Annotated in this window: 11 protein-coding genes; 8 read left to right on the forward strand and 3 right to left on the reverse strand. The window is 67.3% G+C overall.

Annotation, left to right across the window (positions count from 1 at the left end; all coding sequences use genetic code 11):
• The first annotated feature begins 106 nt into the window (after positions 1-106).
• The 8 genes from trpA to KAY22_RS03410 all read left to right on the forward strand — a co-directional run bounded on the left by trpA (position 107) and on the right by KAY22_RS03410 (position 10,444).
• Positions 107-922 (forward strand): tryptophan synthase subunit alpha, encoded by an 816-nt coding sequence (gene trpA, locus KAY22_RS03375; protein WP_296620003.1) that lies wholly within the window; start codon positions 107-109, stop codon positions 920-922.
• Complete coding sequence (gene accD / locus KAY22_RS03380; protein WP_296620006.1) at positions 919-1,773, forward strand: acetyl-CoA carboxylase, carboxyltransferase subunit beta; 855 nt, start codon at positions 919-921, stop codon at positions 1,771-1,773. Before trpA ends, accD begins: the two co-directional genes overlap by 4 nt.
• Before the next feature lie 22 nt (positions 1,774-1,795).
• Positions 1,796-3,121 (forward strand): folylpolyglutamate synthase/dihydrofolate synthase family protein, encoded by a 1,326-nt coding sequence (locus KAY22_RS03385; RefSeq protein WP_296620009.1) that lies wholly within the window; start codon positions 1,796-1,798, stop codon positions 3,119-3,121.
• 77 nt (positions 3,122-3,198) lie between these two features.
• Entirely contained in the window at positions 3,199-3,630 is a 432-nt protein-coding gene (locus KAY22_RS03390; RefSeq protein WP_296620011.1) for a DUF6628 family protein, read from the forward strand.
• Positions 3,631-3,731: 101 nt separating this feature from the next.
• A complete protein-coding gene (gene acnA / locus KAY22_RS03395; protein WP_296620014.1) occupies positions 3,732-6,416 on the forward strand; it encodes an aconitate hydratase AcnA in 2,685 nt (894 codons plus the stop codon).
• Positions 6,417-6,535: 119 nt separating this feature from the next.
• Positions 6,536-7,663 (forward strand): hypothetical protein, encoded by a 1,128-nt coding sequence (locus tag KAY22_RS03400; RefSeq protein ID WP_296620017.1) that lies wholly within the window; start codon positions 6,536-6,538, stop codon positions 7,661-7,663.
• Positions 7,664-7,722: 59 nt separating this feature from the next.
• Positions 7,723-9,024: an Hsp70 family protein gene (locus tag KAY22_RS03405; protein ID WP_296620019.1), complete on the forward strand. Its 1,302-nt coding sequence runs from the start codon at positions 7,723-7,725 to the stop codon at positions 9,022-9,024.
• 88 nt (positions 9,025-9,112) lie between these two features.
• A complete protein-coding gene (locus tag KAY22_RS03410; RefSeq protein WP_296620022.1) occupies positions 9,113-10,444 on the forward strand; it encodes an MFS transporter in 1,332 nt (443 codons plus the stop codon).
• A gap of 9 nt (positions 10,445-10,453) precedes the next feature.
• On the opposite strand, the gene KAY22_RS03415 is transcribed toward KAY22_RS03410, so the two are convergent.
• Genes KAY22_RS03415 through KAY22_RS03425 form a run of 3 tightly spaced genes read right to left on the reverse strand, consistent with a single transcriptional unit; the run spans position 10,454 to position 13,153 of the window.
• Positions 10,454-10,984, reverse strand: a complete 531-nt coding sequence (locus KAY22_RS03415) for a cytochrome b (protein ID WP_296620025.1) — start codon at positions 10,982-10,984, stop codon at positions 10,454-10,456.
• Positions 10,981-12,015: a catalase family peroxidase gene (locus KAY22_RS03420; RefSeq protein ID WP_296620027.1), complete on the reverse strand. Its 1,035-nt coding sequence runs from the start codon at positions 12,013-12,015 to the stop codon at positions 10,981-10,983. Before KAY22_RS03420 ends, KAY22_RS03415 begins: the two co-directional genes overlap by 4 nt.
• A gap of 10 nt (positions 12,016-12,025) precedes the next feature.
• Positions 12,026-13,153, reverse strand: coding sequence for a zinc-binding dehydrogenase (locus KAY22_RS03425; RefSeq protein ID WP_296620030.1), 1,128 nt, complete (start codon positions 13,151-13,153; stop codon positions 12,026-12,028).
• Positions 13,154-13,198: the final 45 nt, after the last annotated feature.

A 13,198-nucleotide genomic window follows, 5' to 3' on the forward strand; every position in this document is an offset into this window, starting at 1 on the left:
GTGCTCAACCTGTCGGGCCGCGGCGACAAGGACATCTTCACCGTCGCCGAAGCGCTCGGAGTGAAGATGTGAGCGCCACCCCGAAGACCGTACCGGAGCCGAACGCATGAGCCGCCTGTCCGCAACCTTCGCCCGGACCCGCGCCGAGGGCCGCGCCGCGCTCGTCGCCTTCATCACGGGCGGTGACCCCACCCCGGCCGACACCGCAGCGATGCTCGACGCGCTGGTCGAAGGCGGCGCCGACGTGATCGAACTCGGCATGCCCTTCACCGATCCGATGGCGGACGGTCCCTCGATCCAGCGCGCCAATCTGCGCGCGCTCGGCGCGGGCACGACGACCGGCGACCTGCTGGCAATCGCCAGCGCCTTTCGCGAACGCCACCCGGAAGTTCCGTTGGTTCTCATGGGCTATGCCAATCCGATGGTCCGTCGCGGCGCCGACTGGTTTGCGGCCGAAGCGGCGAAGGCCGGCGTCGACGGCGTGATCTGCGTCGATATTCCGCCGGAGCAGGACTCGGTCCTCGGCCCGGCGCTGCGCGCGGCAGGGCTCGACCTGATCCGCCTCGCCACCCCGACGACCGACTCGGCGCGTCTGCCGGCGGTGCTGAACGGTGCCTCGGGCTTCGTCTATTATGTCTCGGTCGCGGGCATCACCGGCATGCAGCAGGCGGGCCAGGCCAGCATCGAATCCGCCGTCGAACGGCTGCGCGCCGCGACCGACCTGCCGATCGCGGTGGGCTTCGGCGTACGCGGGCCCGAACAGGCCGAGGCGATCGGCCGCGTCGCCGACGGCGTGGTGGTCGGATCGGTCATCGTCGACCTGATCGGCGAACATGGCGCGGCCGCCGCGCCGCATGTCCGCGATTTCACATCCACCCTCAGCGCCGCCGTCCGGCGCGCCGCGAAGGAGAAGGCCGCATGAGCTGGCTCGACCGCGTCCGCAAGAAGATCCCGTTCATCACCAAGCGGGATTCGCCCGACAATCTCTGGCACAAATGCCCGGGTTGCCAGCAGATGGTGTTCGCCAAGGAATATGAGGCGAACCTGTCGGTCTGCCCGAAATGCGGCCACCATGGCCGGATCGGCCCCGATGCACGCTTCGACCAGCTGTTCGACAATGGCGTCTACACGCTGCTGCCCGCACCGCAGGTCCGCGAGGATCCGCTGAAATTCCGCGACTCCAAGCGCTATAGCGACCGCATCAAGGAAGCACGCACCAAGACCGGGGCACAGGACGCCTATGCCAATGCACGCGGCACGATCGAGGGCTTCAAGGCCGTCGTCGGCGTGCAGGATTTCGCCTTCATGGGCGGGTCGATGGGTCTGGCCGTCGGCGCGGCCTTCGTCGCGGGCGCCGAAGCGGCGATCGCCGACAAATGCCCCTATATCGTGTTCACCGCTGCGGGCGGGGCGCGCATGCAGGAGGGTATTCTCTCGCTGATGCAGATGCCCAAGACCACGGTCGCCATCGCCAAGCTGCGCGAGGCAGGCCTGCCCTATATCGTCGTGATGACCGATCCGACGACGGGCGGTGTCACCGCCTCCTATGCGATGCTCGGCGACATCCAGATCGCCGAACCCGGCGCGCTGATCGGCTTCGCCGGCCAGCGCGTGATCGAGCAGACGATCCGCGAGAAGCTGCCCGAGGGCTTCCAGCGGGCCGAATATCTGCTCGAGCACGGCATGCTCGACATGGTCGTATCGCGCCACGAGCTGCGTGCGGAGCTGGCGCGGCTGATCGACTATCTCTGCCCCGGCAAGAAGGCGGCCTGAACCGGGCCGGGCGGCGGATTCCATGCCCGATCACGCGATCTCCAGCGATCCGGCGGTCCAGGCGCAGCTCGACCGCCTGTCACTGCTGTCGCCCGGCGCCGATAGTCTCGGGCTGGAGCGGATAGCGCAGCTGTGCGAGCGGCTGGGCCATCCCGAGCGCCGGCTGCCGCCGGTCTTCCATGTCGCCGGCACCAACGGCAAGGGCTCGACCTGTGCCTATCTGCGCGCCGCGATCGAGGCGGCGGGAATGACCGCGCATGTCTTCACCAGCCCGCACCTGATCCGCTTCAACGAGCGCATCCGCATCGCCGGCACATTGATCGACGATGCCGAGCTGGCCGCACTGCTGGCCGAGGTGCTCGACATATCGGATGGCATCGCTCCCAGCTTCTTCGAGGTCACCACCGCCGCCGCCTTCCTCGCCTTCTCGCGCCATCCGGCCGATGCCTGCATCGTCGAGGTCGGCCTGGGCGGACGGCTCGACGCGACCAACATCATCGCCGATCCGATGATCTGCGGCATCGCCCAGCTCGGCCTCGACCATCAGAGCTTCCTCGGCGACACGATCGAGGCGATCGGCGCGGAGAAGGCGGGTATCGCCAAGCCGGGCGTGCCGATCATGACGCTCCATTATCCGGACAAGGTCGCCAACCGCGTCGGTCAGGCGATCGGCGCGGCCGGCGGCGAATGGCATGCCAAGGGCGGCTCCTGGGACGCGGTCGCCTATCAGGGGCGGCTCCATTATCGCGACAGCCAGGGCAAGCTCGACCTGCCCCTGCCCGGCCTCGCCGGGCATCATCAGGCACAGAATGCCGCGCTCGCGGTGGCGATGCTGCGCAAGCAGGATCGCCTCGCCATACCCGCTTCGGCCCTGCGCGCGGCGATGGGCTGGGCGGACTGGCCCGCCCGGCTCCAGCATCTGCGCGGTGGAACGCTTGTCGAGATGCTACCGCCGGGATCCGAACTGTGGGTCGATGGCGGGCATAATCCATCAGCTGGTCGCGTAATCGGCGATTTCCTGCGCTCGCACCAGGCGCCCGGGCGCCCACTGCACATCGTCATGGGGCTTCTCGCCAACAAGGATGCCGGGGGTTTCCTTGCCTCGATGGGGCGGCTGTCGGCCAGCTTTCACATGGTGCCGGTGCCGGGACATGAGCATCATGCGCCCGACGATCTTGCGGAGACTGCCAGGCTGGCCGGTTTCGATGCCCATCCGGCAGCGTCGGTCGAAGGCGCGCTGGCCCGCATCGCGGCGGGCTTTGACGCGGTCCCGCCCATGGTGCTGGTGGGGGGATCGCTCTATCTCGCCGGACGGACGCTCGCCGCCAATGGCACCATCATCGAGTGAGCCATCACCTTACTATTGCGATTGACTCGCAATAGCTATCATGCTTCTCTCATCTCTCAACGGTGAGAGAGATGACCATGTCAGACAAAGCAAGCTCGACCGCCCACCTTCTGCCCCACGACGCGCCCGACCGTTCTGGGACCAGGCTCCTGCTGCTCACCGTTCGCCGGATGGGCGTCGGCGGGCTCGACGATGCGCAGGCCGTGGCGATGCTGATCGGCAGCTTCGGCCTGTCCTTCCGCCGCCCGCTGATCCTCGTCCGCGCGCTGATGGCGGAGGTGGCCCGTGCTTCCCAGCGCACGATCATGATCGCGCCGTCCTGCTGCTGCCGGATGACCGATGCGGAGTCGACATTGCTCGACGCGGTCGCGGTCTCGCTCGACACGCCCGGCTCGGCACACCGCGCCTTCTGCCGCCTGCTGGGCATCGAAACGGCGATCGGGGTACTGTCGAGCGCGCAGGCGGTAGCCCAGGCCTTCGCCGATCTGGGGCGCCCGCTCGACGGCTGATCCTGCGGGTCGCGCCACCCGCCCTCTCCCCCTTTCCCTTGCGCGAACCCGTCGCTATAGCGCCGCTCGACTCTCGCATTCGCAGCATAGGGGCATAGCCAATGACGGCCGTCGGTCAGGACTCTCTCAAAACCCGCTCCACCCTCAACGTCGATGGCAAGCATTACGCTTATTACTCGCTCGCCAAGGCATCCGAGCGGCTCGGCGACATCTCGCGCCTGCCCTTCTCGATGAAGGTGCTGCTCGAAAATCTCCTGCGTTTCGAAGACGGCACGACCGTCACCACCGAAGACGTGCAGGCGATCGTCGACTGGCAGAAGGACCGCACCTCCGAGCGCGAAATCCAGTATCGCCCCGCGCGCGTGCTGATGCAGGATTTCACCGGCGTTCCCTGCGTGGTCGACCTCGCCGCGATGCGCGACGCGATCAGCAAGCTCGGCGGCGACGCCCAGAAGATCAACCCGCTCGTTCCCGTCCACCTCGTCATCGACCACTCGGTCATGGTCGACAGCTTTGGCAGCCCCAAGGCGTTCGACGAGAATGTCGCGCTCGAATATGCGCGCAACGGCGAACGCTATGAGTTCCTCCGCTGGGGCTCGAAGGCGCTCAACAATTTCAAGGTCGTGCCCCCGGGCACCGGCATCTGCCACCAGGTGAACCTCGAGAACATCGCCCAGACGGTATGGGCCTCGCCCGACGGTTCGGGCGTCGACGTCGCCTATCCCGACACCTGCGTCGGCACCGACAGCCACACCACGATGGTCAACGGCCTTGGCGTGCTCGGCTGGGGCGTTGGGGGCATCGAAGCCGAAGCCGCGATGCTCGGCCAGCCGGTCTCGATGCTCATCCCGGAAGTCGTCGGCTTTAAGCTGACCGGCACGCTCAAGGAAGGCATCACCGCCACCGATCTCGTGCTGACCGTGACGCAGATGCTGCGCGCCAAGGGCGTCGTCGGCCGCTTCGTCGAGTTTTACGGCCCCGGCCTCGACGCGCTGTCGCTCGCCGACCGCGCCACCATCGCCAACATGGCGCCGGAATATGGTGCGACCTGCGGCTTCTTCCCGATCGACGACGCGACGATCACCTATATGCGCCTCACCGGCCGCCCGGCCGAGACGGTCGCGCTGGTCGAAGCCTATGCCAAGGAGCAGGGCTTCTGGCGCACCGCCGGTGCTCCGGATCCGGTCTTCACCGACACGCTCGAACTCGACATGTCGACGGTCGAGCCTTCGCTCGCCGGCCCGCGTCGCCCGCAGGATCGCGTCCTGCTCAGCCAGGTTTCGGCCGGCTATAATGGCGAGCTCGCCAGCGGCTACAAGAAGGGCGACGAAGCGAACAAGCGCGTCGCCGTCGAGGGCACCGATTTCGACATCGGCCATGGCGACGTCGTGATCGCGGCGATCACCAGCTGCACCAACACGTCCAACCCGTCGGTGCTCGTCGCCGCCGGCCTGGTCGCCCGCAAGGCGAATGCGCTCGGCCTCAAGGCGAAGCCCTGGGTCAAGACCTCGCTCGCTCCCGGATCGCAGGTGGTCACCGACTATCTCGAAAAGGCCGGCCTGCAGAAGGATCTCGACGCGATCGGCTTCAACCTGGTCGGCTATGGCTGCACCACCTGCATCGGCAATTCGGGCCCGCTGCCCGAGCCGATCTCGAAGGCGATCAACACCAACGATCTGGTCGCCTCGGCGGTCCTGTCGGGCAACCGCAACTTCGAGGGCCGCGTGTCCCCCGACGTGCGCGCCAACTATCTGGCCTCGCCGCCGCTGGTCGTCGCCTATGCGCTGTTCGGCACCACCGCCAAGGACATCACCAGCGAGCCGATCGGCACGTCCAAGGACGGCAACCCCGTCTATCTGAAGGACATCTGGCCGAGCACCGCCGAAGTCGCAGCGACCGTCGCCTCGGCGATCGACTCCGACATGTTCGGCAAGCGCTATGCCAATGTCTATCTGGGCGACAAGAACTGGCAGGCGATCGACGTCGAGGGTTCGGACACCTACACCTGGCGTGCAGGGTCGACCTATGTCGCCAACCCGCCCTATTTCGACGGCATGTCGATGACCCCGGCCCCGGTCGGCGACATCGTCGACGCCCGCCCGCTCGCCATCTTCGCCGACTCGATCACCACCGACCACATCAGCCCGGCCGGTTCGATCAAGCTCGACAGCCCGGCCGGTCGCTACCTGACCGAGCACCAGGTGTCGAAGGCGGACTTCAACAGCTATGGCGCGCGTCGCGGCAACCATGACGTGATGATGCGCGGCACCTTCGCCAACATCCGGATCAAGAACCAGATGATCCCCGGCATCGAGGGTGGCCTGACCAAGCATATCCCGTCGGGCGAAGTGCTGGCGATCTACGACGCGGCGATGAAGTACAAGGACGAGGGCACCGCGCTCGTCGTCATCGCGGGCAAGGAATATGGCACCGGCTCGTCGCGCGACTGGGCGGCGAAGGGCACCAACCTGCTCGGCGTCCGCGCCGTCATCGCCGAGAGCTTCGAGCGCATCCACCGCTCGAACCTGGTCGGCATGGGCGTGCTGCCGCTGCAGTTCGCCGAAGGCATCGACCGCACGACGCTCAAGCTCGACGGCACCGAGACCTTCTCGATCGACAATGTCGCCGGTCTCCGCCCGCGCCAGACGGTCAGCGTCAAGATGACGCGCGCCGATGGCTCGACCGAAACCTTCGAGACCCGCTGCCGGATCGATACCGTCAACGAGCTCGAATATTTTCTCAACGGCGGCATCCTGCAGTACGTGCTGCGCAAGCTCGCCGCCTGATCGGAAACACTTGAAGAAAAAGGGCCGGTCCGCAGCTGCGGGCCGGCCTTTTTCCTGTCTGGCGGCGGTCAGTTCTCATCCCGCTTCCGCCTATGGCGCCGACGCTCTAGGGTCCCGCCATGATCGCGTCCGAAGCCCGCCCGAAAATCGTCCTGCACATCGGTCAGGGGAAGACCGGCACGTCCGCACTGCAATCGGCGCTGGCCCGCAACCATGAGCTGCTGAAGAGTGCGGGCGTCCTCTACCCCGAGCATGCGAGCGCCGAACAGGCGCGCGCCGGCCACGTCATGTCGGGCAATCTCGACCCCGAAAACTGGTTCGAGGGGCAGGTGATCCCGATCGTCGCTGCGGCGCCGGGCTATGCCTCCTATATCTTTTCGAGCGAGCATCTCTTCCGCCGGATGGACACGTTCTTCGCCGCCGAGGGCCGCTATCGCGACCTTTATGATTTCGAGATCCTGATGGCGGTGCGCAGCCCGATCGAGATGCTGCCGTCGGTCTATCAGCAGGCGGTCAAGCGCGGGGGCTTTCACGAGGATATCGCCGCCTTTGCCGAGCATGAGACCAGCACGCGCATCGCCGCCGACCTCGTCGCCGCGATGGAGCGGCAGGGTATCGCCTTCACCCTGTTCAACTATTCGGTGATCCGCGACGCGATCGTCCCGCGCATCCTCGACCATATCGGTGTCCGCACCGTCGTCGAGGGCGGCGAGGCCGCGACCGTCGGCCGGGTCAACCGCTCGCTGACCCTGGCCGAACTGGCCTTCGTCCGCTTCGTCAACCAGATCTTCGGCGCCGATTATGGCCGCCTGATCGCCGATGCGCTCGTCAACGAACTTCCTGACATAGATGGACAATTGCCGCCGCTGGACGAGGAGCTCCGTCGGGACGTGATCGCGCGCAACCGGGCGGCGGTCGATCGGCTCAATGCCTGCCTCCCTCATGCAGAGCAGATCGATCTTGATGCCGAGCAGGTTCCACCCCCGCCTCCCGCCGATGCGACGCTCTCGGCTGAACAGGCCGCGCTGATCCGCCGCATCTTCCCGTCCGCCCTCACGCCGGCCGACGGCGTGATCCTGCGCGACATTGCCATGACGCACGAGCAGGCGGCCCCGCTGTCGCGCGACCAGGCGATCCATCTGATGGAGTATGCGCAGAAGGCCAGGCCGCACGGCCAGATCATCGCCGGCAAGCTCGCCGAATGGCGCGCCGCGCGCGACGCCGAAGCCGGCCGGACAAAAGACTGACGGGCTTGCGGCGAGGGGGTGCGACTGCCATAGGCGCCGGCCCCATGGAGTCGCCCACTATGTCCGCCCCCACCACCGGCGAGGCCATCGGCCTCGACTTCGGTACCACCAACAGCGTTGTGGCACAGACTCAGGCCGACGGCACGGCCGAGCTGCTGAGCTTTGCCGGTGACCGGGCGACAGGCGCGGTGTTCCGCTCGGCGCTGTGCTTCTGGGAAGATGACGGTGCGCGGGGTGGCGTCGCCCATGAGGCTGGCCCCTGGGCGATCGCCGAATATCTCGACTTCCCGCAGGGCAGCCGTTTCATCCAGTCGTTCAAGTCGGTCGCGGCAAGCCCCTTGTTCGACCAGGCGTCGATCTTCGGCAAGCGCCTGCGCTTCGAGGAACTGGGTCAGCTCTTCCTCGAGCGGCTGCGCAGTCATGCCGGCCCGGCCTTCGACCCGCGCGACCGCCGGATCGTCATCGGCCGTCCGGTGACCTATGCGGGCGCCCGCGCCGACGCGGCGCTGGCGCGCGAACGCTATGACAGGATGTTCGCGGACTTCGGGGCCGAGATTCATTATGTCTATGAACCGCTCGGCGCCGCCTTCAGCTATGCCTCGCGCCTGACCGAGCCGACCACCTTGCTGGTCGCCGACTTTGGTGGCGGCACCAGCGACTTCTCGCTCGTGCGGGTCGGCGCGCCGCACGAGCGCCCGCGCTGCGTCCCGCTCGGTTCGTCGGGCATCGGCATTGCTGGCGACCGCTTCGACAGCCGTATCGTCGAGAATCTGGTGCTGCCGCTGCTCGGCAAGGGCGGCAGCTATCGCTCCTTCGACAAGGTGCTGGAGATTCCGGGCGGCTATTTCTCGGACTTCTCGGACTGGTCACGGCTGGCGCTGATGCGCAACCGGCGGACGCTGGAGGAACTGGAGAAGCTGCGGCGCAGCGCACTGGATCCCGAGGCGATCGGCCGCATGATCGCGATCGTCGAGCATGAGCTGGGCTATGCGCTCTACGACGCGGTGGGCACGCTCAAGCGCCAGCTGTCCGAGCAGGAGGTCGCCCGCTTCCGCTTCACCGGCGGCGGGCTCGACCTCGACCGCGAGGTGACCCGCACCGAATTCGAGCGTTGGATAGCCCCCGATCTGGCGCGCATCGACGCGGCGGTCGACGAGGCTCTGCTCGGCGCCGGGATCGCGCCGGAGCAGGTCGATCGGATCTTCCTGACCGGGGGCTCCTCGCTGCTCCCCGCCATCCGGGATCTGTTCGCCCGCCGCTTCGGTGCGGAGCGGCTCGGCTCGGGCGGCGAGCTGACCTCGATCGCGCACGGCCTCGCGCTGATCGGCCAGGCCGAGGACATCGCCGACTGGACGGTGTGAGTTCGCCTGTCAAAAGAGCGGCGTGGCACCGGCGCAACATCGCGCTATGAGGGCGGCATAACCGGCCATTGGAGAGCGTCGTCCCGCCATGCAGCACGAGCAGACCGCAGACCTTCCCTATCTCCGCAAGGTCGTGGGGGCGTCGATGGCGGGGACGGTCGTCGAATGGTATGAGTTCTTTCTCTACGGCACGGCGGCTACGCTCGTCTTCGGCAAGCTCTTCTTCCCGCAGACGGGCAACGAGCTCGACGGCATCATCGCCGCCTTCGGAACCTATGCGGTGGGGTTCATCGCCCGTCCGCTCGGCGGGATCGTCTTCGGTCATATCGGCGACAAGGTCGGTCGCAAGTCGCTCCTCCAGTTCAGCCTGGTCCTGATCGGACTGTCGACCTTCCTGATGGGCTGCCTGCCGACCTTCGGCACGATCGGCTATTGGGCGCCGGCGCTGCTGGTCTTCCTGCGCTTCGTCCAGGGCTTCGCGCTGGGCGGCGAATGGGGTGGCGCCGTGCTTCTGGTGGCGGAACACAGCCCCAACCGCAGCCGCGCCTTCTGGGGCAGCTTTCCGCAGGCCGGCGTGCCGATGGGCAACCTCCTCGCGACGATCGTCCTGCTGCTCCTGTCGGCGACCCTCGACGAGGCCCAGTTCCTGAGCTGGGGCTGGCGGATCGGATTCTGGCTATCGGTCGTGATCGTCGCGGTCGGCTATTATATCCGCACCCAGGTCACCGACTCCCCGATCTTCGAAGCCGCCAAGGCCGAGGCCGAGCAGAAGGCCGATGCCGGCTATGGCCTGACCGAGGTGTTCCGCCGCTATCCGCGCGGCGTATTCAACGCCATGGGCCTGCGCGTTGGCGAGAATATCCTCTATTATATGGTGGTCACCTTCTCGATCACCTACCTCGCCCATATCGGCGTCGACACGACCGAGATCCTGGCGCTGCTGTTCTGCGCGCATCTCCTCCATGTCTTCGTCATCCCGGCGGTGGGAGCTCTGGCCGACCGGATCGGACGCAGGCCCGTCTATCTGATCGGAGCGGCGCTCACCATGGCCTGGCCTTTCGTCGCCTTTCCGTTGTTCGGCACCGGCAGCGCCTGGATCATCCTGTCGGCGATCCTGCTTGGCATGGTCGTCCACGCCTTCATGTATGCGGCCCAGCCCGCGATCATGGCGGAGATGTTCCCGACCCGGATGCGCTACTCGGGCGTGTCGCTCGGCTATCAGGTGACAGCGATCGTCGCCGGCTCCTGGGCGCCGCTGATCGGGACCTGGCTGCTGCGCGCCTATGACCGGTGGGAGCCGATCGCCTTCTACATCCTCGGCGCGGGCGCGATCAGCCTGATGTCCGCGCTGGTGATGCGCGAGACGCGCGGCGTCTCCCTGCTCGCGATCGATCAGGCCGACCGCGAGGCGACCGCCTGATCGGCAGGCTCAGTCGCCGCGCAGCATCGACTGCAGAACGCCATCCCGGCGGACCCAGCCGTGGTGGAGCGCGGCGCCGATATGGACCAGCAGCAGCGCGAACAGCCCCCAGGTCATCAGGAAATGCGCCTCGCGCAGCCAACCATAGCAGGCCAGATCGGGAGCGGTGAGGGGCGGCAGCGTGAACAGGCCGAAGGGCCGCACCGGCGTGCCGGCGGCACTCTGCATCGCCCAGCCCGATAGCGGCACCGCGAACATCCCGGCGTAGAGAAGCCAGTGACTCGCCTTGGCGGCCAGAGCCTGCAGCGGTGACAGGTCGGCGGGCAAGGGCGGCGCGGTGAAACGCAACCGGTTGAGCAGCCGGACCGCCGCGAGCAGCAGCACGAGGATGCCGAAGGACTTGTGCAGCAGGATGGCCGGATCGTGCCAGCCGGAGAGGCTCGTTACCATCGACACGCCCAGGAAGAGCATCGACAGGATCAGCGCCGCCATCACCCAGTGGAGCAGCCGCGCGCTGGCGGGAAAGCCGTGCTTGCTCATCGGGCCTCTCCCAGCGCGGTCTCGCGCGCACGGCGGCGATAGGATTCGGCATAGGCGGAAGACCGCGCGCGCAGGATCGGATCGTCGCTGGCCGCGATTCCGTCTGGCAGGACGAGCGGGTCGAAGGTCAGCCCGTTGCACGCACCGCCTGCCTGCGGACGCATAGCGGTGATGCTCAGCACGCCCGCCGACAGCTCCTGCCGGCCTGCGGTCCAGGGCTTGGTCGCATCGTCGGGATCGTCGCCCGCACCCGCAAAGGTAAAGACCAGGTCGAACTCGACAGGTCCCCGCGCCAGCCGTGCAGCAAGCTCTTTCTGCAGCGCCAGCGGTTCGTCGCTCTCCTGCATGGGAAGCGCGGCCGCTTTCGGCACCGCCGTCCACCGCACCGCACGTCGGCTGCCGTCGGGTGCGACCAGATAGAAGGCGTTGATGCTGTTGTAGCGTTCGGTCGCCCAACTGCTGCTCGTCTTGTAGGCGGCTTGCCAGCTGCGGAAGGGCGCGCTTTCGGGATGCGCCGCGAAGAAGGCGGCGATGCGCGCCGGATCCGGCTTGCCCGTCGCCGGGTCCGGCTTCATCGCGCCCATCTGGTCGAAAAAGGCCTGCGGGGTTCCTACCGCCAGGACTGGCGGCGTGTTCATCGCCGAGCGCCATTGCTGCCCATCGGACTGCGCGAGCATGAAGGCGAGGCTGCGGACCGACGCCTTGAGGTCGGGCGCGGTCGGGTTGCCGCCGCCTAAGGAGAAGCGACCGATCAGCGGCGTCGAGCCCCGCGCGAACAGCGGCGAACGGCTATAGGGCGCCAACGCCCCCGAGGCCTGGAAGCTGCCCGACAGGCAGACGCCCTTGGCATGGGCGCGGCGGAAGCCGGCGAAGACCTTCTCCCCCTGCATCCGGTCGATGAACTTCTGCGTCGTCAGCCCGCGCCCGCCGAGGCGGCCCGACGCCCAGAGAAAGGACGCCAGCAGCAGCAGAATGAGGCCGAAGATCGCGGCCAGCCGCCCCACCGTGGCCTTTTCCCTGGATGTCGTCATGCTGCAGTCCTTAGCCGCGGCTCGGATCGATCAGATATTTCTCGCCGGTCGCCTTGCGCTCATAGGCACGCAAAATGTCGGGATCGAGCGCCTCGGCGAGGCTGATCGTGCGGGTGTAGCCGCTGGCGAAGGTCGTCGTCAGCTCGTCGACGACGCGCTGGCGCAGGCGGTTGGCCACCTCGACGCCCGCCTTGCGCAGGAAGGGCATCAGCAGCCAGGCCGACACGCCCCACTGGAAGCCGAAGGCGAGCCGGTTGAGCGTCGTCGGGCTCTGGTCGAGCGCGCCATAGAGGTACATCTGCTTGAACACGTCCGATCCATAGCGGTTATACCCGCCGGAGCGCGCATTGGCCGCCTGCTCCATCGCGGTGAGGATGTCGCTGGCGAGGCGTCCGCCGCCGATCGCATCGAAGCCGACCGTCGCCTCAGTCTCGCTGATCGCCGCCAGCAGTTGCTTCTGGAAATCGGGCGCGCGGCTGTCGAGGACATAGGTTGCGCCGATGTTGCGCAGGATCGCCGCCTGCTCCTCCGAACGGACGATGTTCACCAGCGGGATGCCGTCGGCGAGGCAGATTTTCTGCAGCATCTGGCCAAGGTTCGACGCTGCCGCCGTATGGACGATCGCCTTGTGCCCCTCGCTGCGCGCGGTCTCGACGAAGCCGAGCGCGGTCAGCGGGTTGACGAACATCGCCGCGCCATCAGCCGCTGTCGCGCCATCGGGAAGCGCCAGCACCTCGCTTGCCTTCAGCTTGCGATAATCGGCATACATGCCGCCGCCGAAGGCGCCGACTTTTCGGCCTTCGAGCGCCTTGGCCGAAGCGCCCGCCGCAACCACCGTGCCCGCACCTTCATTGCCCACCGGCAGTGACTGGCCGACCCGCGCGGCGACCGCACGCAGCCGTTCCTTCGGAACGTCGAACGCCAGGGAGGGGCGATCGGTGCTGCCCTCGCTGCGGATCGAGGACAGGTCGGCCGGACCGACGAGTAGCCCCAGGTCGGACGGATTGATCGGCGCCGCCTCTACCCGCACGATGATTTCGTCGTCCGCCGGCGGATCGAGCGTGACCTCCTCCAGCGTCAGCCGCAGCGTGCCGTCCTCGGCGACGTTCGAGCGAAGTTCGCGTCCGGTGAAACTCATCGTCATTCTCCTTAGCGGCGGCCGCATCAAGCGCGGCACCGTCCG

The organism is Rhizorhabdus sp., assembly GCF_018006725.1.
Lineage (GTDB): Bacteria > Pseudomonadota > Alphaproteobacteria > Sphingomonadales > Sphingomonadaceae > Rhizorhabdus.

Bases quoted from the DNA above. Each gene is read 5' to 3' on its own strand.
- trpA (WP_296620003.1), top strand. From the start codon at position 107: ATGAGCCGCCTGTCCGCAACCTTCGCCCGGACCCGCGCCGAGGGCCGC.
- accD (WP_296620006.1), top strand. From the start codon at position 919: ATGAGCTGGCTCGACCGCGTCCGCAAGAAGATCCCGTTCATCACCAAG.
- KAY22_RS03385 (WP_296620009.1), top strand. From the start codon at position 1,796: ATGCCCGATCACGCGATCTCCAGCGATCCGGCGGTCCAGGCGCAGCTC.
- KAY22_RS03390 (WP_296620011.1), top strand. From the start codon at position 3,199: ATGTCAGACAAAGCAAGCTCGACCGCCCACCTTCTGCCCCACGACGCG.
- acnA (WP_296620014.1), top strand. From the start codon at position 3,732: ATGACGGCCGTCGGTCAGGACTCTCTCAAAACCCGCTCCACCCTCAAC.
- KAY22_RS03400 (WP_296620017.1), top strand. From the start codon at position 6,536: ATGATCGCGTCCGAAGCCCGCCCGAAAATCGTCCTGCACATCGGTCAG.
- KAY22_RS03405 (WP_296620019.1), top strand. From the start codon at position 7,723: ATGTCCGCCCCCACCACCGGCGAGGCCATCGGCCTCGACTTCGGTACC.
- KAY22_RS03410 (WP_296620022.1), top strand. From the start codon at position 9,113: ATGCAGCACGAGCAGACCGCAGACCTTCCCTATCTCCGCAAGGTCGTG.
- KAY22_RS03415 (WP_296620025.1), bottom strand. From the start codon at position 10,984: ATGAGCAAGCACGGCTTTCCCGCCAGCGCGCGGCTGCTCCACTGGGTG.
- KAY22_RS03420 (WP_296620027.1), bottom strand. From the start codon at position 12,015: ATGACGACATCCAGGGAAAAGGCCACGGTGGGGCGGCTGGCCGCGATC.
- KAY22_RS03425 (WP_296620030.1), bottom strand. From the start codon at position 13,153: ATGAGTTTCACCGGACGCGAACTTCGCTCGAACGTCGCCGAGGACGGC.